Annotated in this window: 25 protein-coding genes; 14 read left to right on the top strand and 11 right to left on the bottom strand. The window is 67.6% G+C overall.

What is annotated here, in order from left to right; all coding sequences use genetic code 11:
- The first annotated feature begins 16 nt into the window (after positions 1-16).
- The gene (locus tag CEX87_RS15600) at positions 17-709 is read left to right on the top strand and encodes a hypothetical protein (protein WP_064419360.1); all 693 of its coding nucleotides are present in this window, start codon (positions 17-19) and stop codon (positions 707-709) included.
- Positions 709-1227, top strand: coding sequence for a hypothetical protein (locus CEX87_RS15595; RefSeq protein WP_064419361.1), 519 nt, complete (start codon positions 709-711; stop codon positions 1225-1227). The genes CEX87_RS15600 and CEX87_RS15595 overlap by 1 nt, the downstream gene beginning before the upstream one ends.
- Before the next feature lie 20 nt (positions 1228-1247).
- Here CEX87_RS15595 and CEX87_RS15590 read toward each other — a convergent pair whose 3' ends face one another.
- The 4 genes from CEX87_RS15590 to CEX87_RS15575 form a co-directional block, all read right to left on the bottom strand.
- Positions 1248-2711 (bottom strand): alpha,alpha-trehalose-phosphate synthase (UDP-forming), encoded by a 1464-nt coding sequence (locus CEX87_RS15590; protein WP_064419362.1) that lies wholly within the window; start codon positions 2709-2711, stop codon positions 1248-1250.
- Positions 2712-2876: a hypothetical protein gene (locus CEX87_RS15585; RefSeq protein ID WP_090279904.1), complete on the bottom strand. Its 165-nt coding sequence runs from the start codon at positions 2874-2876 to the stop codon at positions 2712-2714.
- Between the two features lie 51 nt (positions 2877-2927).
- Entirely contained in the window at positions 2928-3284 is a 357-nt protein-coding gene (locus CEX87_RS15580) for a hypothetical protein (RefSeq protein ID WP_064419363.1), read from the bottom strand.
- A gap of 98 nt (positions 3285-3382) precedes the next feature.
- Positions 3383-3661: a hypothetical protein gene (locus CEX87_RS15575; RefSeq protein WP_231984641.1), complete on the bottom strand. Its 279-nt coding sequence runs from the start codon at positions 3659-3661 to the stop codon at positions 3383-3385.
- Positions 3662-3992: 331 nt separating this feature from the next.
- Here CEX87_RS15575 and CEX87_RS15570 point away from each other — a divergent pair, with 331 nt between their 5' ends.
- The 7 genes from CEX87_RS15570 (at position 3993) to ctaD (ending at position 11778) form a co-directional block, all read left to right on the top strand.
- On the top strand, positions 3993-4925 hold the full coding sequence (locus CEX87_RS15570) for an enoyl-CoA hydratase (RefSeq protein ID WP_064419365.1): 933 nt from the start codon (positions 3993-3995) through the stop codon (positions 4923-4925).
- A gap of 43 nt (positions 4926-4968) precedes the next feature.
- Entirely contained in the window at positions 4969-5805 is an 837-nt protein-coding gene (locus CEX87_RS15565; protein WP_064419366.1) for an SDR family oxidoreductase, read from the top strand.
- 44 nt (positions 5806-5849) lie between these two features.
- On the top strand, positions 5850-7376 hold the full coding sequence (locus tag CEX87_RS15560; protein ID WP_064419367.1) for a PucR family transcriptional regulator: 1527 nt from the start codon (positions 5850-5852) through the stop codon (positions 7374-7376).
- A 150-nt stretch (positions 7377-7526) separates the two neighbouring features.
- Positions 7527-8792 (top strand): NAD(P)/FAD-dependent oxidoreductase, encoded by a 1266-nt coding sequence (locus CEX87_RS15555; protein ID WP_064419368.1) that lies wholly within the window; start codon positions 7527-7529, stop codon positions 8790-8792.
- Between the two features lie 126 nt (positions 8793-8918).
- Positions 8919-9407 (top strand): GreA/GreB family elongation factor, encoded by a 489-nt coding sequence (locus CEX87_RS15550; protein ID WP_066841243.1) that lies wholly within the window; start codon positions 8919-8921, stop codon positions 9405-9407.
- 20 nt (positions 9408-9427) lie between these two features.
- Positions 9428-9913, top strand: coding sequence for a GreA/GreB family elongation factor (locus tag CEX87_RS15545; RefSeq protein ID WP_064419369.1), 486 nt, complete (start codon positions 9428-9430; stop codon positions 9911-9913).
- Between the two features lie 176 nt (positions 9914-10089).
- The gene (ctaD, locus tag CEX87_RS15540; protein WP_082693672.1) at positions 10090-11778 is read left to right on the top strand and encodes an aa3-type cytochrome oxidase subunit I; all 1689 of its coding nucleotides are present in this window, start codon (positions 10090-10092) and stop codon (positions 11776-11778) included.
- Between the two features lie 30 nt (positions 11779-11808).
- On the opposite strand, the gene CEX87_RS15535 is transcribed toward ctaD, so the two are convergent.
- From CEX87_RS15535 to CEX87_RS15510, 6 genes are all read right to left on the bottom strand, one after another.
- Positions 11809-12795 carry an NAD-dependent epimerase/dehydratase family protein gene (locus tag CEX87_RS15535; protein ID WP_064419371.1) on the bottom strand — a complete coding sequence of 329 codons (987 nt, stop codon included), beginning with the start codon at positions 12793-12795 and terminating at the stop codon, positions 11809-11811.
- Positions 12796-12871: 76 nt separating this feature from the next.
- Positions 12872-13342, bottom strand: a complete 471-nt coding sequence (locus tag CEX87_RS15530; protein WP_064399152.1) for a (2Fe-2S)-binding protein — start codon at positions 13340-13342, stop codon at positions 12872-12874.
- Positions 13335-14210, bottom strand: coding sequence for an FAD binding domain-containing protein (locus CEX87_RS15525; RefSeq protein ID WP_064419372.1), 876 nt, complete (start codon positions 14208-14210; stop codon positions 13335-13337). Before CEX87_RS15525 ends, CEX87_RS15530 begins: the two co-directional genes overlap by 8 nt.
- Positions 14207-14914: an SRPBCC family protein gene (locus tag CEX87_RS15520; RefSeq protein WP_064419373.1), complete on the bottom strand. Its 708-nt coding sequence runs from the start codon at positions 14912-14914 to the stop codon at positions 14207-14209. The genes CEX87_RS15525 and CEX87_RS15520 overlap by 4 nt, the downstream gene beginning before the upstream one ends.
- 14 nt (positions 14915-14928) lie before the next feature.
- Entirely contained in the window at positions 14929-17292 is a 2364-nt protein-coding gene (locus CEX87_RS15515; RefSeq protein WP_064419374.1) for a xanthine dehydrogenase family protein molybdopterin-binding subunit, read from the bottom strand.
- 74 nt (positions 17293-17366) lie between these two features.
- Entirely contained in the window at positions 17367-18488 is a 1122-nt protein-coding gene (locus tag CEX87_RS15510; RefSeq protein WP_064419375.1) for an XdhC family protein, read from the bottom strand.
- Positions 18489-18620: 132 nt separating this feature from the next.
- On the opposite strand from CEX87_RS15510, the gene CEX87_RS15505 reads away from it, so the two are divergent.
- On the top strand, positions 18621-19493 hold the full coding sequence (locus CEX87_RS15505; RefSeq protein WP_231984636.1) for an alpha/beta fold hydrolase: 873 nt from the start codon (positions 18621-18623) through the stop codon (positions 19491-19493).
- A 4-nt stretch (positions 19494-19497) separates the two neighbouring features.
- Entirely contained in the window at positions 19498-20961 is a 1464-nt protein-coding gene (locus CEX87_RS15500) for a WS/DGAT/MGAT family O-acyltransferase (RefSeq protein WP_094288020.1), read from the top strand.
- Here the strand turns inward: CEX87_RS15500 and CEX87_RS15495 are convergent.
- A complete protein-coding gene (locus CEX87_RS15495) occupies positions 20918-22162 on the bottom strand; it encodes a cytochrome P450 (RefSeq protein WP_094288018.1) in 1245 nt (414 codons plus the stop codon). The two genes, CEX87_RS15500 and CEX87_RS15495, sit on opposite strands and share 44 nt — an antisense overlap.
- 94 nt (positions 22163-22256) lie before the next feature.
- Here CEX87_RS15495 and CEX87_RS15490 point away from each other — a divergent pair, with 94 nt between their 5' ends.
- From CEX87_RS15490 to CEX87_RS15480, 3 genes are all read left to right on the top strand, one after another.
- A complete protein-coding gene (locus CEX87_RS15490; RefSeq protein ID WP_064419378.1) occupies positions 22257-22919 on the top strand; it encodes a M15 family metallopeptidase in 663 nt (220 codons plus the stop codon).
- 207 nt (positions 22920-23126) lie between these two features.
- Positions 23127-24431, top strand: coding sequence for a spinster family MFS transporter (locus CEX87_RS15485; protein WP_094288016.1), 1305 nt, complete (start codon positions 23127-23129; stop codon positions 24429-24431).
- 22 nt (positions 24432-24453) lie between these two features.
- A complete protein-coding gene (locus CEX87_RS15480) occupies positions 24454-25476 on the top strand; it encodes an NADP-dependent oxidoreductase (RefSeq protein WP_064419413.1) in 1023 nt (340 codons plus the stop codon).
- Positions 25477-25660: the final 184 nt, after the last annotated feature.

The raw sequence follows: 25660 nt of genomic DNA, 5'->3' as shown, positions 1-25660 counted from the left end.
GGTGAGCTCGAGCGAAGTGACGAGCGAGACGGCACCGGCGCAGACCAGGTCGAGGTCGGGGCGGCGTCGGCGGGCATCGCGGGCGGCAGGCCCGGCGAGCGGTGAGTCCACGGCGACGGCCGTTCGGGTCGAGGCGCCCAAACCGGTCACGGTCCGGCTGACGAAGCCGGCGGCCCCGCCGCCCCGCAGGCAACCCAACCGCAAGCTCGTCGCGACGGTCTTCCTGGCTGCTGCCGCCGCCGCCACGGCCGTGCTGGTGGGGCTGGGCGCGTTGATGGTCGCTGCGCAGCGCGACACCGACGCGACGCTGGCGCGCGAGCAGCGCTTCGTCGACACGGCCTCGCAGCTGGTGGTGAACATGTTCAGCTACGAGCAGGACACCATCGACCAGAGCGTCGACCGGTTCGTCAACAGCACCAGCGGACCGCTTCGCGCGATGATGACCGAAGGCAACAACACCGAGAACCTCAAAATGCTGTTCCGCGACACCAACGCCAGCGCCGAAGCCGTGATCAACGGCGCGGCCTTGGAGAAGATCGACGAGGTCGCGAACAACGCCGCGGTGTTGGTGTCCGCGCGGGTCACCGTGACCGACCTGGACGGCAACAACCAGCCGTCGCAACCGTATCGGTTGCGGGTCATCGTGCACGAGGACGACAACGGGCACATGACGGCCTACGACCTGAAATACCCCGACGGTGGGAACTGATGCCCGCACCGTCAACTAGCACCAAGTCGCCGTGGACCGCGCGGATCGTCGGCGCGCTGTCGGTTCTGTTGGCAGTCGCGTTCGTGGCGTCGGCCGGTGTCGGTGGCTGGCTCTACTGGAACCGCGTGGAGCAGCGCGGCGAGCTGGCCGCGCGCAGCGAGTTGGCTCCGTTGGCCGAGCGCCAGATCCCGAAGGTGTTCGGCTACGACTACCAGACCGTGGAGCGCACGCTCAACGAGGTCTACCCGATGCTCACCCCGGATTACCGCCAGGAGTTCCGCGATCGCGCGGACAAGGACATCATCCCGCAGGCGCGCGAACGCCAGTTGGTCAGCCAAGCGCACGTCGTCGGGGTCGGCGTGCTCGACGCGCATCGTGAATCGGCTTCGGTGATGGTGTATTTGAACCGCACCGTCACCGACAAGTCCAAGGAACCCATCTACGACGGCAGCCGCCTGCGGGTCGACTATCAAAAGGTCGACGGCAAGTGGCTGATCCAGTACATCACCCCGATTTAATCGGGAGCAGGTAACTGGCTTCAGGACCGCCCGTCGGCGGACTCCGTGGAAGCCAGCGCATCGAGGAACGCCCGCGCCCACCGGTCGACGTCGTGTGCGAGCACCTGTCTGCGCAGCGCCCGCATGCGGCGCCTGCCCTCTTCCGGCGCTTGGTTCAACGCGGCCTCGATGGCGTCCTTGACACCCTCGAGATGATGCGGATTGGCCAGGTAGGCCTGACGCAATTCCGCTGCCGCACCGGTGAACTCGCTGAGAACCAACGCGCCGCCCAGATCGCTGCGACACGCCACGTACTCCTTGGCGACGAGGTTCATGCCGTCGCGCAGCGGGGTCACCAGCATGACGTCGGCCGCGACGAAGAACGCGATCAACTCCTCGCGCGGCACCGGGCGGTGTAGATAGTGCACGATCGGATGGCCGACCTCACCGTATTCGCCGTTGATGTGGCCGACCTGACGTTCGATGTCCTGGCGCATCTCGATATAGCTCTCGACCCGCTCCCGACTGGGTGTCGCAAGCTGGACGAGCACGGTGTCCTCGCGGCTGGCCCGGCCCTCGGCGAGCAGTTCCGACAACGCCCTGAGCCGGACGTCGATGCCCTTCGTGTAGTCGAGACGGTCCACACCCAGAAGGATCTTGCGGGGGTTGCCCAACTCGGCGCGGATCTCCTTGGCGCGCTGGCGGATCGACCGGGACCGTGCCTGCTGGTCGAGCGAGGTCGAGTCGATCGAGATGGGGAAGGCGCCGACCTTCACCGTGCGGAAGCCGAAACTCACCTCACCGAACCGTGACCGGACCCCGATCGTGGCTCGAGAAGTGTTGGCGCCGACCAGCCTTCGGGCCAGGATGAGGAAGTTCTGCGCACCGCCGGGCAGATGAAACCCGACCAGATCCGCACCGAGCAGGCCTTCGATGATCTCGGTGCGCCACGGCATCTGCATGAACAACTCGACCGGCGGGAACGGGATGTGCAGAAAGAACCCGATGGTGAGGTCCGGACGCAGCATGCGCAGCATCTTGGGCACCAACTGCAGTTGGTAGTCCTGGATCCACACGGTCGCGCCGTGCGCGGCGTGTTTTGCGGTGGCTTCCGCGAAGCGCCGGTTCACCACCACGTAGGTGTCCCACCACTCCCGGTGGTAGATCGGCTTGACGATCACATCGTGGTAGAGCGGCCACAGGGTCGCGTTCGAGAAGCCTTCGTAATACTTCGCGACGTCGTCGGCGGACAGCTTGACCGGGCACAGGGTCATGTCGTCCTGTTGGATCGGCTCGTCGTCGGCGTCGGGTACACCGGGCCAACCGATCCACGCCCCGCGCCGACGGCGGAGCAACGGTTCCAGGGCCGTGACCAATCCGCCCGGACTTCTCTTCCAGGTGGTGCTGCCGTCAGGTAGCCGCTCCATGTCGATCGGCAGGCGGTTGGCCACCACCACGAAATCGGCGCTGCCGGAGTCGGCCCGTGGACCGTCCCCTGAAGTCACTTACGCCTCGAGTTTCGAGGGCCCAATGCCGAGCATCGAGAGGAACACCCGGCATTCGTCGGCGTCCTTCGCGTACGCGGCGACGACGCGTCGCGCCTGGCGGGCGGTGCTGTCGGCGAGGGGTTCGACGTCGCCGAGCTCAGCGGGATCTGATTTCGCAGGCATACGACAACTGTATGCGAAAGGGAGACCGCGCCGGTCGGTTAACCCCTTTGACTAGGGGCTGTGGCTGAAGACGGGAGCCGGGGGCGGTGTCACCGTCTGCGCCTGGGCCTCCTCTGCCAGGCCGATGCAGCCGCCCTGGTTGTGGCCGATGCACGGGATGCCCATGACCTCGGGGACGTCGGGGTTACCGGGTTGTGTGGTGAACACCGAGCCGGCGTTGGGCACCGTGTGGGGTACGCAGTTGCCGGTGAACTGGTCCGGTTCCTCCCCGCCCGAGCAGCCTTGAGCCTGCGGCGCAACCGGGGCCGTGGGTGTTGCGAAGACGGAGACCACCGGTGCCGCGGCGATCGCAACCGCGAAGCCGCCGGCAAGGATCAGCCGTTGTACAGGGGACTTCAAGCTCGCCATTGTCACGCTTTCTGTAGTGATCAACCGTGCTCTTGGCAGGGATTCTATGGAAGCCGAAAGCTTTCTGCACAGCTTCGCAAAATGGCCGACCTGCCCGACTACGGGCTGGCGCTGATGGTGGAGCGAGGCTGCGCGGGTGGGCCGGCCGCGGCTTCGTCCTCGGCCAACCCCAGACAGGCCCCGGCGTTGTGCCCGATGCAGGGGATACCTTGAATCTCCGGGACATCCGGGTTCGCCGCGGTGGTTTGGAAAAGAGGCGGCGAGTTCGGGACCATGAACGGCACACACGTCATGGTGAATTGGTCTTGCTCCTCACCCCCCTGGCAGCCCTGAGCCAGTGCAGCGCTCGGTTCCGACGCGACATGCAGTGCGGCCATGGGACCTGCCGCGGCCGCGACTATGAAAGCGCCGGTGAGAACGAGTCTCCGGAGCGGGACCGAATAATTCGCCATTCCGCGATTCTAGGAGCCGATCGGTTGATTCGTGCATCTTTGCACCGTTGGCAGGCCCCGAACCGCCGAAGGTGGTTAGCGCCACGAGTGCCGGTTGGGCCGTGACAGCCTTACCCAGCAACGGAATACGCCGCACCGAAGGACGCGCGAATGGCATCTGTGAATCGACTGCCAGGTTGCTGCGGCACCGGCGATAAAGCGATGCGGGGCGCACCGTAATGTGCAGGTGGTCGAACTACAAGCGAGGTGATCCGCGATGGCGAGCCCTGATCTGACGAGCGCCGATGCCGGAGGCGGTGCAGCGCAACAGGTGACGTACGAAACCCTCGACGACGGCCAGATCGCCCGCATCTGGCTGAATCGTCCGGACGCGCAGAACGCCCAGTCCCGCACATTGTTGGTGCAGTTGGACGAGGCGTTCGGCCGCGCGGAGGCCGACGACACTGTGCGGGTGGTGATCCTGGCCGCGCGCGGCAAGAACTTCTCGGCGGGCCACGATCTCGGGTCGGAAGAGGCGATGCTGGAGCGAACGCCGGGCCCGGCTCAGCATCCGACGTTTCAATCGCACGGCGCCACCGTGCCGGCGATCGCCGAGCGCACGTATCTGCAGGAGTGGCACTTCTTCTTCGAGAACACGCGCCGGTGGCGGGATCTGCGGAAGATCACGATCGCCCAGGTGCAGGGAAATGCGATATCGGCCGGGCTCATGCTCATCTGGGCGTGCGATCTGATCGTCGCTGCCGACGATGCCAAGTTCAGCGACGTGGTGGGCGTGCGGATGGGAATGCCCGGCGTCGAGTACTACGCGCATCCATGGGAATTCGGCGCTCGGAAGGCCAAAGAGCTTCTGCTGACCGGTGATTCGATCGACGCCGATGAGGCGTACCGCCTCGGCATGGTGTCGAAGATCTTCGCGCGCGATGAACTTGAGGACAAGACACTCGAATTCGCCCGCCGGATCGCCGAGCGCCCGACGATGGCGGCGTTGCTCATCAAGGATTCGGTCAACGCCGCCGCGGATGCGATGGGCTTCACCGAGGCGCTGCGCCACGCGTTCCACATTCACGAACTCGGACACGCGCACTGGGCGGCGCACAACGAGAACCGCTACCCGGTCGGGCTGCCGCCGAATGTGCCGGACTGGCGCACACTCGGCCCGCCGAAGCCCGCCCGCCGTGACGTGCCGTGACGTATAACTAGAACCTGTTCTAGCGGTAGCGAAGGGGTTTGCGGTGGAGTTGTCCCTGACGGGTCGGACGGTGTTGGTGACGGGCGGCGGCAGCGGCATCGGTAAGGGTGTGGCTGCCGCTGTGGTGGCCGCCGGCGGTAACGCGATGCTCGTCGGCCGCAACGCCGACAGGCTGTCCAGCGCGGCCGACGAGATCAAGGCCCAGGGCGGCCCCGGTTCCGTGCTCTACGAGCCGGCCGACGTGACGAACGAGGACGAGGTGGAACGGGTCGTCGAGGCCACCACGGCGTGGACCGGCCGCCTCTACGGTGTCGTGCACTGTGCAGGTGGCAGCGAGACGATCGGGCCGATCACCCAGATCGATTCCGAACTGTGGCGACGCACCGTCGATTTGAACATCAACGGCACCATGTACGTGCTCAAGCACTCGGCGCGCGAACTGGTGCGCGGTGGCGGCGGATCGTTCATCGGCATCTCGTCGATCGCAGCGAGCAACACGCACCGCTGGTTCGGCGCATACGGCGTTTCCAAGGCGGGCATCGACCACATGATGCAGCTCGCCGCCGACGAACTCGGCGCCTCCTGGGTGCGCGTGAACTGCATCCGCCCCGGCTTGATCCGCACCGAGCTCGTCGCACCGGTACTCGAATCCCCGGAGCTCAGCGGCGACTACGCCGCCTGCACGCCGTTGCCGCGGCCCGGTGAGGTGGAGGACATCGCCAATGCCTCGCTCTTCCTGCTCAGCGATGCCGCCAGCTTCATCACCGGTCAGGTCATCAACGTCGACGGCGGTCAGTTGGTGCGGCGTGGACCCGACTACTCGTCGATGCTCGAGCCGCTCTTTGGGGCGGAGGGTCTGCGGGGAGTCGTCTCGACCTGACGAGTGAAACCCCCGCTCTCCTGACAGCGCGGTAACGTCGGCCCGTGGTCACCTTGGACCGACTGGTCAACGTGCTGGGGAGCTACGGCGTGCGCCTGCGCTTCTGCCCGATCCCGCGCTCGACGGAATTGGGCAGCGTGGTGATGCACGAGGTCACCGAGGGCCGCACGATCACCGGTGACGTGCTGCTGGCGATCGGCGCGCGAACGGTCAACGAGGCGCTGCGATGGGCGGTTTCGGCGCGCGCGATGGTGGTGTTGCTTCGAGACGGCGACAACGACACGACATTCGCCGGCATGGTCGAGGGCGTCGCGGTGATGGTCGTCGATCCGGCGGTGCCGTGGAGCGAACTCTCTGCCATCGTCTACGGGCTGGTGCTGGAAGGCCGGGAAACGGAATCCGGCCGCGGCCCAACGGATTTGTTCGCGCTTGCCGACAGCTTGGCCGAGTCGGCTGGCGGCGCGGTGACCATCGAGGACCCGCTGTCACGCGTGCTCGCGTACTCGACGATGCAGGAGAACGCCGACCGCGCCCGCGTCGCGACGATCATGAACCGGCAAGCGCCGGAGTGGTTGCGTGAATACTTCGCGTCGCAAGGCGTGTTCACCCATCTCACGTCCTCGGACGATCCGATGTTCGTCGCGCCCAACGCCGATCAGGGCCTGTCGGGCCGCACGGTGGTCGCGGTGCGGTCGGGTCGAGAGCTGATGGGTGCGGTGTGGGTCTCGTCCCCGAAGCCGTTGGTGGATCCCGAACTAACGGCGCTGACCGACAATGCCAGGACCGTCGCCCTTCACCTGTTGCGCTCGCGCGCCAGTGCCGATCTCGAACGGCAGGTCGAATCCGATCTGGTGCTGCGGCTACTCGACGGAAGTGCCGACGCCGCAGCGTCGGCCAGCAGGTTGGGGCTGTCGCAGGGGCCGGCGCGGGTCATCGCCGTGCAGGCGTCGATCGACGGTGAACGGGATGCGGCGCTGCTGCTGGCCTTCGAACGCGCGACCGCCGGCTTCGGTTGGTCGCGTCCGGGTCGCAGTGCGCTGGCGGGCAACACGCTCTACACGTTGATGCCGGGCGAACGGGTCGCAGGCGCCCGCAAGTGGGTCGACGCGTTGAAGGCAGCGCTGCCGGACCGGGTGATGGTGGTGGCCGGCATCAGCAAGGCGGCCGTGGCCGTCGACCTGCCAGCGGCACGGCAGGAGGCCGACGAATGCCTGGCGCTGCACGAGGTCGGGCCGAATGACGCCGTGCCGCCCGCCTACGACGAGTCATGGGACGAGATCCTGCTGCAGCGTCTTCGGACCGCCGCACGCGCGGGACGTACGCCAGACAGGGGACCGGTCGCCGAACTGCGCCGCCACGACCAGGACCACGCCTCCGAGTACATCCCGACGTTGCGGGCGTATCTGGAGGCGCTGGGTGATCCCGCCCAGGCAGGGCTGCGCCTGGGCGTCCACGAGAACACCGTGCGGTACCGCCTGCGCAAAATGGGGGAGATCACCGATCTGCCGCTGGAGGACGCCCGCAAGCGCCTCGCCATGATGATCGAACTCGCCGCGATCGACACCGACTGAGCCGCCACGATCGGACCGGCCCGACCAGGTCATTGTCGGATCGCCACAACGGCGACCCGGCCGATTGTCCTGCACGGGCAAGTCGGAACGCACTCGTCCGGCCGACCATGGAGTCAACGAACAGACTTTTTCAGTGATGGAGGGATGGCAATGGTCGGCGGCGAGCGGATTGACGGTGGACCGCGGTCTGCGATCGTGGTCGGCGCCGGCATCGTCGGCTTGTCCACGGCGTGGTTCCTGCAGGAGCGCGGTGTCGACGTCACCGTCGTGGACCGCAGCGGGGTCGCCGCAGGCGCCTCGTGGGGCAACGCCGGATGGGTCGCGCCCGCGCTGACGCTGCCGTTGAACTCGCCGAAGACGCTGCGGTACGGCCTGCGCTCGTTGCGTGACCGCAACGCCCCCCTGCACATCCCTTTGACCATCGACGGTGCGTTGTGGCTGTTTCTGATCCAGTTCGCCGCGAACTCTCGTTCGTCGGTGTGGAACCAGGCGGTGGCGGCCAACGTGCCGCTGAACCAGGAATGCATCGAGGCTTTCGACGTCTTGATCTCGAACGGGGTGGACGCCCCGGTGACCGACGCCCCGATCACCGCGATCTTCCGCACCACCGACGACGCCGAGAAGACGATGCGCGAACTGCGTGCCCTCGAACGCGCCGGGCAGGAGCTGTTCGTCACCGGCTTGTCCGGTGAGGCGTTGCGCGAGCAGGTGCCCCTGGCTTCGCCCGCGATCACCGCCGGCATCAACATCAACGGCCAGCGCTTCGTCGACCCTGGCCGTTTCGTGCAAGCCCTGGGCCGTGCGGTCGAGGAGCGTGGCGGAAGCATCCTGACCCATGACGTGCGGGGCGTGTTCAGTTCCGGCAACGGCGTGGTGGTGCAGCCCTACAGCGGCAAACATCTGACCGCCGACAGCGCGGTGATCGCCACCGGCGCGTGGATGTCGCGGCTGGCGGGGCACCGGCTGCGCGTGCCCGTAGAGTCCGGTCGCGGTTACTCGTTCACCGTGCCGGTGGATCGACCCATCCCCGGACCGATCTATCTGCCGGATGCACGCATCGCGTGTACGCCGTACAAGGGTGCGCTGCGAGTGGCAGGCACGATGGAGTTGCGCGATCCGCACGAACCGGCGATCCCCGAGCGCGTCGGCGCGATCGTCGACTCGGCGAGCCCACTCCTGGAGGGAGTCAGGTGGGCCGAACGCAGCGACATCTGGGTGGGTCCGCGGCCGATCACCCCGGACGGCAGACCGCTGATCGGTGAGATGTCGCGCAACGTCTACGTGGCGGGCGGGCACGGCATGTGGGGACTGGCTCACGGTCCGGTCACCGGCCGGCTCCTGGCCGAACAGATCACGACCGGCAAGCAACCCGAAGCGCTGCGGCCCTTCGATCCGCTCCGCCGCGCGGTCGCATAGGCCGAGCAAGCACACGACTTTTCTGCCCCTCGCGGGGCACGGCGAGTCGTCAGGGGCGGCGCTGCCACAGCCCGTGGCCCGCCCCTGACGGCAACACCCTTCGAGAAAGGACCGAACATGACGAGCATGACGAGCACCGACCGCGTCTGGATGACGCGCCGTGCCTACATCAAACTGCAGGCCGAACTGGCCGAGCTGAGGGCCAAACATCGACCCGAGGTGTCCGACGACGCCACCGACGATGACGCCGCCCGTACGGCGGAGGACCGAATGCGGTCCAACCGGATCCACCGGATCGAAGACCTGCTCGCGAACGCCGTCGTTGGCGAGAACCCGCCCGACGATGGCGTGGCTGAGCCGGGCATGGTCTTGACCATCCGCTACGACGACACCGGTGACACCGAGACGTTCCTGCTCGGGATCCGCGGTATCGAACCCGCCGAGATCGAGGTCTACTCGCCGCGGTCGCCGCTGGGCGTCGCGATCCTCGGCGCACGGCCGGGGGATCGGCGAACGTATGAGGCCCCCACCGGTAAGGAGTTACGAGTGACGCTCCTGGAAGCCACGCCCTACGAGGGCGCCATCGACTCGGCAGCCGGCCGACTCCCAGCTTGATTGCACGGAAGGACCGAAAAATGACAAGTGCGCAGCGGATCTGGATCTCGCGGGCGGCCTACGAGCGGTTGCAAGAGGAGCTCGCCACACTGCGCGAGCTGTGCGCGAACGCGGTCGGCGACGAAGACGCCGACGAAAACGCCAGCGCGATCAAGCGGGCACGTCAAGCTCGTATCCAGCAGATCCACGAGATGCTCATCAACGCTGTCGTCGGTGAGGATCCGCCGGACGACGGTATCGCCGAACCGGGCATGGTCGTCACGGTGCGGTTCGACGACACCGCCGAGATCGAGACGTTCCTGCTCGGCGTGCGCAGCGCCGAACACGGCGACATCGAGGTGTACTCCACTCAGTCGCCGCTGGGCGCGGCCATCCTCGGTGCCCGCCCCGGTGAGCAGCGCAGCTTCCGGACACCGAATGGAACCGAGCTGTCGGTCACGATGCTGACGGCGGTGCCGTACGGCATGCACAGCGACGACGGGACACCTGTGAACGCGGCCGGCTGACCGGCGCGGCCGCGCCGCTTCGCCGAATGGCTTTCGGTCCGCTTCGGCGCTACCTAAGATCGAGGTCACGAGATTTGGGTACATGACCCCTGGCCCCGCGCCGAAGGGAGCGTTACGTGACCGCCGAAGTGACCTCGGTTCCTCAGCTGGAGGTACGTCGCCCGTTCCCGGCCCGAATGGGCCCGAAGGGCACGCTGATCTACAAGCTCATCACCACGACCGATCACAAGCTGATCGGCATCATGTACGTGGTCACCTGCTTCGTGTTCTTCTTCATCGGCGGGTTGATGGCCCTGTTCATCAGGGGCGAGCTGGCGATGCCGGGGCTGCAGTTCCTGTCCAATGAGCAGTACAACCAGCTGTTCACCATGCACGGCACAATCATGCTGCTGTTCTATGCGACGCCGATCGTGTTCGGGTTCGCCAACCTGGTGCTGCCGCTGCAGATCGGCGCCCCCGACGTGGCGTTTCCGCGGCTCAACGCATTCTCGTACTGGCTGTTCCTGTTCGGCGGGCTCATCGCGATCGCGGGCTTCATCACCCCCGGTGGCGCGGCCGACTTCGGCTGGACGGCCTATGCGCCGCTGAGCAACGCCATGCATTCACCGGGCGCCGGCGGTGACCTGTGGATCATGGGCCTGGCCGTGGCCGGTCTGGGCACCATCCTCGGCGGGGTCAACATGATCACCACCGTGGTGTGCATGCGCGCACCCGGTATGACGATGTTCCGGATGCCGATCTTCACCTGGAACATCCTGGTGACGTCGGTTCTGGTACTAATGGCCTTCCCGATCCTGACCGCCGCACTTCTCGCGCTGGCCGCCGACCGTCACCTCGGCGCGCACATCTACGACCCGGCCAACGGCGGACCGATCCTCTACCAGCACCTGTTCTGGTTCTTCGGCCACCCCGAGGTGTACATCGTGGCGCTGCCGTTCTTCGGCATCGTCACCGAAATATTCCCCGTCTTCAGCCGCAAGCCGATCTTCGGCTACACCACCCTGATCTACGCCACCCTGGGCATCGCCGCGTTGTCCGTCGTGGTGTGGGCGCACCACATGTACGCGACGGGCGCCGTGCTGTTGCCGTTTTTCTCGTTCACCACCTATCTGATAGCCGTGCCCACCGGGATCAAGTTCTTCAACTGGATAGGCACGATGTGGAAGGGCCAGCTGACATTCGAGACACCGATGCTGTTCTCGATCGGGTTCATGCTCACCTTCCTCCTCGGTGGACTCACCGGCGTGATGCTGGCCAGCCCGCCGCTGGACTTCCACGTCTCCGACACCTACTTCTTGATCGCGCATTTCCACTACGTGTTGTTCGGGACCATCGTGTTCGCGACCTATGCGGGGATCTACTTCTGGTTCCCGAAGATGACGGGCCGGTTGCTCGACGAACGGTTGGGCAAGCTGCACTTCTGGCTCACGTTCATCGGTTTCCACACCACGTTTTTGGTGCAGCACTGGCTCGGTAACGAAGGCATGCCTCGTCGCTACGCCGACTACCTACCGTCCGATGGGTTCGTACCGCTCAATGTGGTGTCGACGATCGGGGCGTTCATCCTGGGTATCTCGATGCTCCCGTTCGTCTGGAACGTGTTCAAGAGCTGGCGCTACGGCGAGCCGGTCACGGTCGACGATCCGTGGGGGTATGGAAACTCGCTGGAGTGGGCGACGTCGTGTCCGCCGCCGCGCCACAACTTCACCGAGCTGCCCCGGATCCGTTCGGAGCGGCCGGCTTTCGAGCTGCACTATCCCCACATGGTGGACCGGATGCGAGCCGAGTCGCATATCGGTAAGCACGCAACGGCGGGTGAATCGCCGTCCGGTTTCGGCCCCCGCACAGAGCCCGACCGCAGCTGACCGGGCGGCTGCTCAGCCGGTCCGAACCAGTTACGGAACCGATTGCTGCCGTTCGAAAGTCGCGATGATGGCCTCGATCGGCGATCGCCACGTCACGCCGAGGTCGCCGGTGGTGGCGGAGTCGTCGGTCGGCGTCGCGGCGGTGAGCAACAGTGCCGCCTCATAGGTGAGGCCGTCGCCAAGGTCGACGACGCCGGACAGCGCCTCTCCGACGATGCTGAGGCCTCGAAATATGCTCTGGCTGACCGGGATTCGCCGGAATCGCCGTTTCGTGCCATTCTCCAGGGCCGAGATCATGTCGTCGAACGCGATCAACTCGCCACCGCACACGTAGCGGCGCGGTCCGCGGCCGGGAACGAACAACGCGGCGTGCACGTCGGCGACATCGCGAACGTCGATCATCTGCATCCCTCCGCGCAGTCGCGGCGCCACGCCCCATCGCACCAGGGGCGCCCACCCGCGCTCGGTGACGCCCGCGGCGGTGTGGAACGCCGGGCCCACCACACTCGACGGGTAGGTGATGACGACCGGCGCGCCCTGCTCCTGCAGCCGCCGTGCCACGCGGTCGGCGTAGGCCTTGGTCTGCGCGTAGGGACTGCGACCGGGCGCGGTGGGCGTATCGGGACCGATGACGCCGTTGGGTGGCGGGAACAGCGCGCTGTAGCTGCTGACCAACACGACGGGGTCCAACCCGCCGGCCACCGCGCGCGTCAGCACCGCTTCGGTGGCATGGGCGTTGACCTCCCACATCAGCGTGCTGCGGCGCTTGTCGGTGCCGACGACGCCGGCGCCGTGCAGCACCGCGTCGCAGCCGTCGAGGAGCCCCTCGACGGTGGCGGTCTGCCGGATGTCGCCGCTGACCGTCTCGACGTCACCGATCTCGGCGAGTTTGGCCAGGACCGGCGCGCCTTCCGCGTCGGGCGCGATGAGCAGGCGCACGCGGTGGCCGGCAGAAAGCAGGGCACGCACGCAGTGGGCGCCGACGTACCCGGTGCCCCCGGTGACGGCGATCAGCATGGTTCTCCTCGGGTCTCGAAGAAGGTGCCGATCGTATAGGAGTCGGCGCGGCGGCCCGCCGACGACATGGGCGGCCTCAGGTCATCTCGGCGGCACGGTGTACCGCGTTGACGATCCCCTGATAACCCGTGCACCGGCAGAAGTTGCCCGACAAACCCTCGCGGATCTCTTCGTCGCTCGGCTTGGGATTGTCACGCAGCAACGCGGTGATGGAGGTGACGAAGCCCGGGGTGCAGAAACCGCACTGCAGCCCGTGGCATTCGCGCAGGGCGGCTTGCACCGGCGACAGTTCACCGTCGGCGCCGCCGATGCCCTCGACGGTGGTGACCTCCATACCCTCGGCCTGCACGGCGAAGATCAGGCAGGCGCGCACCGCGTCGCCGTCGAGCAGCACCGTGCAGGCACCACAGGCGCCGTGCTCACATCCGAGGTGTGTTCCGGTCAAGCCACACTTCTCCCGCAGGAAGTCCGCGAGTGTGAGGCGCGGTTCCACGGTCGCGGCGAACGTGCGCCCGTTGACCGTCATTTCGACCGGCATCTCATGCATCGCGTGCCTCCGTGATGGCGCCGGACCAGGCGCGGGCGACCATCGTCGCCCCGACCTTGGCCCGGTAGGTGGCCGACCCCTGCAGGTCGGATGGGATGTCCTCGAGCCCGGACAGCGCGAGCCGCCCGACCTCTTCGGCGCTGATCTCGTCGACCGGTCGACCCGTGACGGCCGTTTCGGCGGCGCTGCCTCGCAGCGGTGTCGAGCCCAGACCCAACAAGCCGATGCCGCAACGGCTTACCCGGTCATCGTCGTCGAGTTCGACCGCCACCGCGGCGCCGGCGATCGCGAAATCGCCGTGGCGGCGGGCGAATTCCTCCAGCGCGAAACCCGACCGCCCGCCCCAGACGGGGAAGTGCACCGCGGTCAACATCTCCCCGGGCGCCAGTGAGGTCTCCCAAAGGCCGGTGAAGAAGTCCGTCGCAGCGATCTGCCGGAATCCCGTCGACGAGACGACATCCATCTGTGCGTCGAGCGCGAGCGCGACCGCCGCGTACTCCGCCGCAGGGTCGGCGTGCGCGATGGCGCCGCCGAGCGTGCCCCTGGTGCGGATCTGGAAGTGCCCGATGTGCGGGGTGGCCAGCGTCAGCAGCGGAACCGATTCCGCCGCTTCGTCATCCATTCCGACGAACGAGTGCGGGGTGCCCGCCGCGACGCGTACCGCGCCGTCGACCAGGTCGATGCTGCGAAGCTCTTCGATGCGGGAGATGTCAATGAGGTTGTCGAAGTGCGTCAAGCGCATCGCCAGCATCGGCACCAGACTCTGACCGCCCGCAAGGATTTTCGCGTCCTCGCCGTATTCGGCGAGCATGTCCACCGCCTCCTTCACCGATTCGGGGCGGTGGTAGGTGAACGGAGCGGCTTTCACGGCCGCAGCCGCTCGGTCGGCGCGCTCAGCAGTCGCACTAGGGCGGACTGCAGGTCGTCGGCCAGCACGGTGGTGGGGCTCTTCCTGCGGCGCCGCCCGATCAGGAAGCCCATCGCCACGCCGCCGGCGAGTGCGGCCACGACGGGTGCGGCCCGCTTGGCCATCGGCAGCGCAACGACTTTGAGCATGTCGATGGAATCACCGGTGTCGGGCTGAGCCGCAACCGCCGCCGTCTCCGTGGTCGGTGCGCTCGTCGCGGCGCCGCCGAGAAGATCCGATTCGAGGTTCTTGGCGAATTGTCCGATCAGGTTCGTCGACACGTCGGTCAGTACGCCGCGGCCGAACTGAGCGGCCTTCCCCGAGATGGTCAAGTCCGTGGTGATCGTGACGCTGGTCGCGTCACCCTCGTCCTTGAGTTGCGCGGTCACGAGCGCGGCCGCGTTACCACTGCCGCGGGTCTCCTTACCCTGCGCCTTGATGACAACACGGCGAGCGGCCTTGTCGCGCTCCTCGAACAACGCATCGCCCTTGTAAGACACCGTGATCGGACCGACCTTGACCTTCACCGCGCCGGTGAAGGCGTCGCCGTCGACCGACAACAGCTGAGCACCCGGAATGCACGGCGCGACGCGTTCGACGTCGTTGAGTGCCTCCCATGCCGTGTCCACCGGCACGGCGACCCGGAATTCGTTGTTGAGTTCCACTGTGGCTGCGTTCCTTACTTCTGGGCGTTCTCGATGGCCTCGACGATCGCGGCGGGGCTGGCGGGTAGGCGGGTCAGCGTGACACCGAGCGGTGCCAGGGCATCGTTGATCGCGTTGATGACGGCGGGTGTCGAACCGATCGCGCCGCCCTCGCCGACGCCCTTGTATCCGCCGACGCCGGGTCCGGGGATCTCCACGTGCCCGTACTCGATCGGGGGCACCTCGGTGGCCGTCGGCAGCAGGTAGTCGACGAACGTGCTCGACAGCGGGTTGCCGTCGTCGTCGTAGGCCATGTCCTCGAGCAGCGCACCGCCGATGCCCTGCACGGTGCCGCCGGCGATCTGACCCTCGACCACGTTGGGGTTGATCATCGGGCCGACGTCTTCGCTGACGATGTAGCGGGTGAGGGTGACCCGCCCGGTCTCGATGTCGACCTCGCACGTGCAGGCATGGGTGGCGTTCGCCCAGTGGATCATCGCCTCCGGTGGTGAGGCGAACCGCGCGGTCGCCTCCAACGACGACGAGACACCAGGCGGCAACTGCTGCGGCTCGTAGTACGCCCGGTAGGCGAGATCAGCGAAAGTCACGCTCTTGTCCGGGTTTCCGGCCACCACGGCCCGCGAGCCGGTCAGCTCCACCTCGGCCTCGTCGACCTCCAGGCGCGGTGCGGCCATCGCGATGATCTGCTTGCGCAGCAGCGCTCCCGCCTCGGCGACCGCACCCGCGGTCATCGGACCGCTGCGACTGCCCTGGGTGCCCGCGCCGTACGGGGTGACCGCGGTGTCGCCCTGGATCGTCGACACGTCGGCGATCTCGGCGCCCAGCGCGTCGGCGGTCAACTGCACGACGGTGGTTTCGAGGCTGTTGCCGGTCGACCCGCCGTTGACGTAGACGTTGATCTTGCCGGTGGGCTCCATCCGGATGGTGCAGCCCTCGGTGCCCAGGTGTCCGGTCGCGGCGCCGGTCGGTTCGATGTAGGCCGAGAACCCCAGGCCGATGTAGCGGCCCTCGGCCAGCGCATCGGCCTGTTCCTTGCGGAAACCCTCGTGGTCGAGGATCTTCACCGCCTGCTCGAAGGTGTCGGCGGGCGCGACGTGGTCGTAGGGCATGCCGTTGGGGTTGAAGTAGGGCATCTCATCGCCGCGCAGGATGTTGCGCCTGCGCAGTTCGACGGGATCCATGTCCAGCTTGCGCGCGGCGATGTCGAAAAGCACTTCGCGGGCCAGGGTTTCGTACTGCCAGGGGCCGCGGTACGCGTGCAGGCCGGCGGTGTTGGAGAACACGGTCTTGTAGTTGAAGCTGGCCTTCGGCACCCGGTACGGGCCCGGGAAGAACATGCCGACCGCGGCGGTGGTCAGCACCGGGTACGGGGTGGGGTAGGCGCCGATGTCGTAGGCGAAGTCGATGTCGACGGCGAGGATGGTGCCCTCTTCGTCGAGGGCCATCCGCGCGGTGCCGTCGACGTGGCGGGCCTGACCCGCCGACATCAGGTTCTCGCGGCGGTCCTCGATCCACTTCAAGGCCGCGGAGCTCAATTGCGCGTTCGACGCCGCGGAGACCTTGCGCGCGGCCAGCATGATGCACATGTCCTCGCGCATCGGCACGACCTTCTGGCCGAAGCCACCCCCGGTGTCGCGCATGATGACCCGCACGTTGTGCGCCGGAATGCCCAGCAGCCGGGCGCAGAACGCCCGCAACTCGTGGGGCGTCTGCGTCGACGCCCACAGGGTCAGTTCCTCGGTCGCAGGCGTCCACTCGACGACCATGCCGCGGCACTCGATAGGCACTGGCGCGTGGATCTGCTGATAGACGTTCGCCGACGCGACGCAGGCGGCGGTGGCGAACGTCTCCTCGTCGGGCGGCGCTCCGCCCATGCCGCCCGCGACGTTGTCGGGGTAGGCCTCATGCACGACCACCGACGACCCGACGGCTTTCGTGAAGTCGGCGACCGCGGGCAATGGCTCGTAGTCGACGTCGACGAGATCGACGGCGTCCTCGGCGAGGTAGCGGCTGTCGGCCACGACGAGCGCGACCGGATCGCCGACGAACTTCACCTCGCCTTCGGCCAGCGGCGGGCGCGGGGTGTCCGGGATGTCCTTGCCCGCGACCGCGTGCCAGGACTCCTTGACGTCGGGATTGAGGTCGTCGGCGGTGAACACCGCGTGTACCCCCGGCATGGCCAGCGCGGCCGACGCATCGATGCCGTTGATCTTCGCCCTGGCGAACGGGCTGCGCACGAAGCACGCGTGCAGCATCCCGGGCCGCACGACGTCGTCGACGAAAGTGCCTCGGCCGGTGAGAAGCCGGTTGTCCTCGACGCGCGCGACTCGGGTTCCTGCGTAACGGGTCGCGACCTTCTCCGCTGAAGCAGAAGTCACCGGTTCACCCTTCTCCTCGCCGTGTAAAGAGTGACGTTATCGCATTCGAGAACGACATTTCCATAGGCGTTGTCTCATCCCTCATGGTGGATGCGTCCTGCCGTATCGCTCAGCGGACGGCCGCCGCCGCCCCACCTGCGGGCGATGATTTCGGCCGCGATCGACACCGCGGTCTCCTCGGGTGTGCGCGCGCCGAGGTCCAGGCCGATCGGGCTGGCCAACCGGGTCAGGTCGGCGTCGGTGATGCCGCACTCGCGCAACCGGCGCAACCGGTCGTCGTGCGTGCGGCGCGATCCCATCACGCCGATGTAACCGACCTCGGGGAGGCCGAGTGCGACCTGGAGCACGGGGACGTCGAACTTCGGATCGTGGGTGAGTACGCAGATCGCGGTGCGGGCGTCGATGGCACCCTGCTCCGCCTGCTCTGCGAGGTAGCGGTCGGGCCACATCACCACGACCTCATCGGCGCCGGGAAAGCGGGCCGGTGTGGCGAACACGGGACGGGCGTCGCACACGGTGACGCGATATCCGAGCAGGGCGCCCTGCTGGGCGAGCGCGGCTGCGAAGTCGATCGCCCCGAAGATCAGCATCCGCGGCGGCGGCGCGTGGCTGGCGACGAACACCTCCATGCCCGTCTCCTGGCGCTGGCCGTCGGGGCCGTACGACAACACGCCCGTGCGACCGACGGCGAGCAACCCGCGCGCGTCGTCCGTGACGGCGGCGTCGACGCGCGCCGAACCCAGCGATCCGTCGACCGAATCCGTGCCGATCACCAGGCGGCGCCCGATCCGGTCGGCGTCGGGGTGCGCGATGACGGTGGCCACCGCGGTGGGGCGGTGTGCGGCGATGTCGTCGGCGACCGCCTGCAACTGCGGGAAGCTGTCGCGTGACACCGCCTCGGCGAAGATGTCGATGATGCCGCCGCACGTCAGCCCCACCGCGAATGCGTCGTCGTCGCTGATTCCGTAGCGCTGCAGCTCGGGGCGCCCCGAGGCGACGACCTCGTTGACCAGTTCGTAGACGGCGGCCTCGACGCAGCCACCGGACACCGAACCGGCGACCGAACCGTCGGGGCTGACCACCATGGTCGCCCCGGGTTGTCGCGGCGCCGAGCGGATCGTGCGCACGACGGTGGCCACACCGGCGGCGCCGCCGGACCGCCACACGGTCAGCAACTCCTCGAGCACCTCGCGCACGCTCGCAGTCTAAGCCCGAGACGCTGTGCAAGTGCTCAGCGGGAAGGGGCGCGAACGCCAGACGGCACGAAATGTTCGCTCTATCGTTGGAGCATCGCCTGGAATCTGCCCATACCACTGTCCATTCCGCGGTTGCCGTCGTTACCCGCGTTGGCCTCGGCTGCCGACGTCCCTGAAGGCCGGATGGTGGAGCTCCCCGGCCGCGGTACGACGTACGTCGTCGACTCGGGGCCGCGCGACGGCCCCGTTTTCATGTTGCTGCACTCGGTCGCATGCACGGGTGTCATGACGTGGTATCCCGCGCTGGATGCACTGCAGGAATTCGGTCGCGTGGTCGTGTTCGACCAGCGCGGTCATGGTCAAGGCATCACGGCGCACCGGTTTCTGCTCGAGGACTGCGCCGACGATGTCGCCGCTCTGGCCGATGCCCTGGGCATCCCGACGTTCGTGCCGGTCGGGTATTCGATGGGTTCGCTTGTGGCCCAACTGGTCTGGAAGCGCCACCCGGCACGCGTCGACGGGTTGGTGTTGTGCGCCGCGGCAGCGGCGGTCAACCGGGCCAGCTACGAGCGGATCGCAACGGGCGTGTTCGCCGCGCTGCTCGAATCGCTGAGCCCGCCCGCGAGGCGACTCTCACCCGCTGCGATGGTGGGCCCCGGCGCGTTGCAGAACCACCAGTGGCTGCTCAACCAGGTGCGTAGTACCTCGCCCGGCGCGATCACCCGGGCCCTGGCCGAAGTCATCCGCTTCGATTCGACGACATGGATCCACGAGGTCGACGTCCCCACGGCGGTGGTCGTGACGACGCGCGACCGGGCCTTCGGGGTGCAACGGCAGCGATGGCTGGCGAGCCGGATACCCGACGCCGAAACCGTCGACGTCGCCGCCGGTCACGCCGGATGCACGTTCGCCTCCGACAAATTCGTCGAGGCGCTCGTGACGGCGACCGAGTCGGTCAGCAGACGCCTCCCGCCGATCGGGCGGTACAGGACCGCCGAAGGCTAGCGACGTGAAGCGCCTCAGCGGCTGGGACTCGCTGCTGCTGTCCAGCGAGACGCCGAACGTGCACCAGCACACGCTCAAGATCGCGGTGGTCGACACTTCGCAGTTCGAGGGCGAGCCGACCTTCGACGCATTTCTCGAGACGTTCCGCGAGCGCCTGCCTGACCTCGATCCCTTCCGGTACGAACTCGTCGACGTTCCACTGCACCTGCATCGGCCGGTGTGGCGGCAAGGCGCCGACATCGACTTCGGCTACCACGTCCGCAAAGTAGCCGTTCCTGACCCGTACGGGCGCGCGGGACTCGACGCGCTGATCGGTCAGATCGCGAGCACGCCCCTGGATCGCAGCCGGCCGCTGTGGGAGCTGTACTACGCCGAAGGTCTCGCCGAGAACCGCGTTGCGGTGATCGGCAAGGTGCACCACGCGTTGGCCGACGGCGTCGCGTCGGCGAACCTGATGGCCCGTGCGATGGAATGGCCGGGCACCGGCGCGGGTGGTTCCCGTTCGGGAGGCGACGCCGAATCACTGTCGGCAGCCGCTCTGCTCGCGTTCGCGGTACGGGATCACCTCCGCCAACTCGCGGGCCTGCCCGGCGTTCTCAAAGAGGTTGTCGTCGGCGCCTACCGCCTGCAGCGGCGAGCGCGTGCGCGCCGTCACCATCCCGAACTCGCCGAACGGTTCAAACCGCCCCCCACCTTCCTCAACCGCAAGCTCTCGGCCGGGCGCGCGTTCGCGACCGCCACGCTCTCACTCGATGAGGTCAGAGCGACGAGCAAACATCTCGAGGCGACCGTCAACGACGTGGTCCTCGCGATCGCCGCCGGCGGACTGCGCACGTTGCTCATCGAGCGTGACGGGAGCGCCGACGACGCGCTGATCGCCTCGGTTCCCGCCGCGACCGACACCTCACCGGACCGCATCACCGGCAACGAGTTGAGCACCATGCTGGTGTCTTTGCCGGTGCAGATCGCCGACCCGACCGAAAGGCTGCGCCTGATCCGCACGGCCACGCAGATGGCCAAAGAGGACAACGAGTCGCTGGGCCCGGCCACCGTGGGCAAGGGGCTGCGGTACGTACCGCCCGCGGCCGCGCGCGCCACGTTCCGATGGATGTCGCGGCGTGAGGCGCCCAACCAGTTGTTCAACCTGATCGTGTCGAACGTGCCCGGGCCCCGCGAGCGCGGCCGGATCGCCGGTGCCGTCGTCACCGAGATCTACTCGGTCGGCCCACTGGCCGCCGGTTCGGCGATGAACATGACGGTGTGGAGCTACGTCGACCAGCTCAACATCTCGGTGCTCTGCGACGACCTGGCGTTCGACGACGTCCACACCGCGACGGACGCGTTCATCGCCGCCTTCGCCGAGCTCCGCGCGGCCGCCGGCCTGGGCCAGACCACCACCGAGATGGCCGACGCTCTGCCACAGGTCAGCGTGCGTCGAACTCGATCGGAAGCGTCGCAGGGCCGGTGATGCCGACCAACGGCTTCCAGGTCGCGGGGGCTGCACGCCGCAGATTGCGCATGCGGCTGCTCATCACGACCAGCGCCTCGGCCAGTTCACGACGGGCCAGGTTCGCGCCGAGGCAGTAGTGGGCGCCCGCGCCGAAGGTCTGCATCGGCGCGGCACCCTGCCGGGTGATGTCGAGGTGGTCGGGGTCGTCGTACACGGCCGCATCGCGGTTCGCGCTTGCCGTGTTCACCACCACGAACGTGCGCGCGGGAAAGGTCACGCCGCCGCACTCGACGTCCTCCATCGTCATCCGCATCGCCGCGAACACCACCGGGTAGAACCGCATCAGTTCCTCGACGGCGTTCATCGCGAGCTCGGGATGCTCGGCCAGCAGCTCCCACTGGTCGGGGTGGTCGCACAGCACGTCCACCGCGGCCGCGAGCTGGTTGCGGGTGGTGTCGGTGCCCGCCATCAAGATTCCCGCCGCGAGCATGCGCAGCTCCTCGATGCTCAACCGGTCCCCGTCGTCCTCGGCGCGGATCAACTCCGAGATCAGGTCGTCGGTGAGCGTCGCGCGGCGCTCGGCGACCATCCCGTCGACGTAGTCGTCGAGTTCGGCCCACGCCTGCAGTATCGCCGGCGCGTGTTCGGCCGCGTTCCACTGAAACAGCTTGAAGAAGTCGTCGGCCCACTCGGAGAACAACTTCCAATCCTCGCGCGGGGCGCCGAGCAGCTCGGCGATGACCGGAACCGGATACGGACGTGCGATGTCCTCCACGACCTCGCACCGTCCCGACGCCACCAACGGATCCACCAGATCCGTGACGACTGAGGTGATCGTCGTCTCCAGCCGTCCTACCGAGCGCGGTGTGAACGCCTTGCACACCAGGCGCCGAAGCCGCGAGTGGGTTTCACCGTTGACGCTGAGGAGCGTCGTGACGGCGCGATCCCAGAGCGGGCCGGAGATGATGCCCTGGGCCTCCAGACCGAGTCCCGGCGGTGCGCACATGCGGTGGTCGCGCAGGGCCGCCCGGACCGTCTCGTAGCTCAACAGCTCGGGCCCGTGAGCGCCCATTGCGACCGGTCCCGCGCTGCGCGCTTCGGCGATCCGCCGGTGGGCTTCGTATGCGTCGGTCGCATCCTCATACGAGATGGTCGGCAGGTCGGCCTCGAACACCGTCGGGCTTGGCCGGTCCGTGTCCACATTGACGGTGACGCTCATGGTGACCTCCTCGGCGTGACGACACTTCGATGCTCGGTCGCGCCGGGGAAGCCGACTAGCGTAGGCGACTACTCCAGTCCGGAAGTGAGGCGATATGCGTAGTGCCTGGGCGGGTCCGGCGTTGGCCGTCGTCCTCGCGTGGCCGGCGGCAGGCGTGGCGTCCGCGACACCGGATGCCCCCGTGCCCCCGGTGTCCGATGCGGCGCGTGCGGCCGGGCTCGTCGATGTCCGCACCGTCGTGCCCGACGCGGTGATCGACCTGCGGTACGCGACGACGGACAACTTCGTCGGCGAGCAGCTGTATCCCGCCGATGCCCGCTGCCTCGTCGACGAGTCGATGGCACCCGGCTTGGCCGCGGCCGCCGACGCGTTGCGCCCCGGCGGCGAAGTGCTGGTGTTCTGGGATTGCTACCGGCCGCACGACGTTCAGGTGCGGATGTTCGAGGCGGTCTCCGATCCCGGATGGGTGGCCCGGCCGGGGCCCTATGCGAGCAGCCATGAAGCGGCGTTGTCGGTCGATGTGACCTTGGCCCGTGACGGCACTCCCGTCGACATGGGCACCGGTTTCGACGAGTTCACCGCGCGCGCCAACGCGTATGCCACCGACGGGGTCAGCGCGGCGGCACAGGCCAACCGCAAGCGGTTGCGCGATGCGATGGCCGCGGGCGGGCTCACGGTGTACACCGGCGAATGGTGGCATTTCGACGCGCCGGGTGCAGACCGGCAGCGCCCGATACTCGACGTCCCCGTGAACTAGCTGCTGGGCGGGTCCGTCAGGCGGCGGCCGGATCGGCGGTCATGGCTTGGCAATACGAGCACAGGTTCGGCCCGAGTGTCGGGTAACCACATCCACCGCAGATCGCGACCGCGGTGAGTTCATCGGCTTCGGGCATGCCGGTTATTTACCCTCTTGCAATCCAATTAATCCCGTAGTCGGGACGAAGTCTGGGAAGCTGCCCACGACATGGCTACTGCAGAGCTCGCCCCGGCCAGCGGCACCCACAGCACACGGCGAGCCTGGGTTGCGGTCGCGCTGCTCGCGCTCGTCGGGACGCTGAACTACGCGGACCGGTTCCTGCCCGCGGTCCTCGCCGAACCGATCCGGGCGGAACTGGATCTGTCCGATACCGCGCTCGGCGTGATCAACGGGTTCGGCTTCCTGGCCGTCTACGCCGTGCTCGGCCTGCTGATCGCTCGGATCGCCGACCGCGGTGCGTTCGGGCTGGTGGTGTCGACGTGCCTGACGTTGTGGGGCGCGATGACGATGCTGGGCGGTGCGGTGCAGTCAGGCTTCCAACTGGCGCTCACCCGCGTGGGCGTGGCGATCGGTGAGGCCGGCAGCACACCGGCCGCACACGCGTACGTGGCGCGCAACTTCGCGCCGCAGCGTCGTGCCGCGCCGCTGGCGGTGATCACGCTCGCGATCCCGCTCGCCAGCGCGGCCAGCCTGATCGGCGGCGGCCTGCTGGCGCAAACCTTGGGCTGGCGGATGGCGTTCGTGGTCATGGGCGCGATCAGCGTGGCGGTCGCGCCGCTGGTCCTCATCGCGCTCGGGCGCAGGCAGTCGATGCCCGCCACGACGGGAGTCGACGACATCGATGTCCCCGCCAAGGCCGGAGATCTGCTACGCAAACGCAGCTTCGTGGGCGTCGTCGTCGGAGCGTCGTGCATCTCGGTGGCTGGTTACTCCTTGACGGCCTTCGCCCCCGCGTATCTGGTCCGCACCCGCGGTATGGAGTTGGGCGAGGTGGGGGTGCACTACGGCATCGCCAGCGGGCTGACGGGCATCCTCGGCCTTCTGGTCGTCGGCCGGGTCGCGGACCGGTTGTCGGCTTCCGATCCGCGGTGGCTGCTGTGGCTGGTGGCCGCGATGACCGCTGCGATGCTCCCGTTCTCGGCGTTGGCGTTCACGGTGGGCGACCGGACGCTGTGCATATGGTTCATCTCGCTGAGCTACGTCGTCGGCACGGCGTACATGGCGCCGTCCATCGCGGCCATCCAACGACTGGCCCGAGCCGACCAGCGCGCGACGGCTTCGGCGATCTTCCTGTTCTTCGGCGCCATCGTCGGGTCGGCGGGCCCGTTCCTCACCGGCGTCATCAGCGATGCGCTCAAAGACGACCTCGGCGCGATGTCGCTGGGGCGGGCGCTGCTGATCGTGCCGGCGTTCCAAGTGGCCGCGATCGTCTGTTACCTCCTGGCGAGTCGGAGGTTCGTCCGCGAGATCGTCGAGTCGACACACGCCCAGCGCGGCGCGCGAATTGGGTAGGTTCGCCTTCGTGGCCGAGCTGATGAACCGCCAGATCGTGTTGCGCCGCAGGCCCACGGGGCTGGTCCAGCCCGCCGATACCGAGCTGATCACCGCGCCTGCGCCCGAGCCCGCCGAAGGTGAGGCGTTGGTGCGCACGACCTACGTCGGCATCGACGCCGCGGCCCGCACCTGGCTGAACGACCAGCCCGGTTATCTCCCCCCTGTGCAGCTCGGAGAGGTCATCCGCGCGGCAGGCATCGGTGAGGTCGTGGCGTCCCGATGCGATGCGTACGCCGTCGGTGACGTGGTGACGACGCTGACGGGTTTTCAGGAATACGTGATCAGCCGCGACGACATCTTCACCACGCCGGTGCCCGGTCCCGACGTCGACCAACTCGCGGTGATGTCGGTGTACGGGCCGACCGGCGCGACGGCCTATTTCGGAATGGTCGGGATCGGCAGGCCGCAGCCGGGGGAGACCGTGGTGGTGTCGGCTGCGGCGGGTGCCACCGGTTCGGTCGCGGGTCAGATCGCCAAGATCGCTGGGGCCCGGGTGGTCGGCATCGCGGGCGGACCGGACAAGTGCCGTGCGGTCGTGGAGGATTTCGGGTTCGACGCATGCATCGACTATCGCGAGGCCAACCTGCCCGCGGCGTTGAAGGAGCACTGCCCCAAGGGCGTCGACGTGTACTTCGACAATGTCGGCGGGCCGATCCTCGACGCGGTGCTCGGCCGCCTGGCGCACAAGGCGCGGGTGGTGTTGTGCGGCGTCATCTCGAGCTACCTGACCGGTGAACATCCCGGCCCGGCCAACTACGTCAACTTGTTGTCGAAGACCGCGCTGATGCAGGGGTTCAACGCGCTCGACGAATGGGGGCGGTTCGAGGAGGCGTTCGGGCCCCTGCGCCGGTGGGCGGACGAGGGGCGGCTGGTGCACCGCCAGACGATCTTCGAGGGCATCGAATCCTGCGTCGACGCCATGAACGGCTTGTTCACCGGTGCCAACATCGGCAAGATGTTGGTCAAGATCAGTGAGCCCGGTGGCAAGAAAATTCCCTCGTGAAACGGTTGGTTGGTCGCGAATCAAAGCGGGTATGACGAACGTCGCAATCGGTCGACACACATCTAGGAGTGGTGGCATGGGCGCTCGACGAATCGCTCGGATGCTGAGTTTGGTGGTGCCGTTCGCGGCGTTGCTCGGCGGATCGATTCTGGCTGTTATACACATCTGACGCTGCCGAGGAAGA

Origin of the sequence: Mycobacterium lehmannii (assembly GCF_002245535.1) — a bacterium.
Classification (GTDB): Bacteria; Actinomycetota; Actinomycetes; order Mycobacteriales; family Mycobacteriaceae; genus Mycobacterium; species Mycobacterium lehmannii.
Note: the sequence above shows the minus strand (reverse complement) of the source record. Positions and strands in the feature narration are given on the sequence as shown.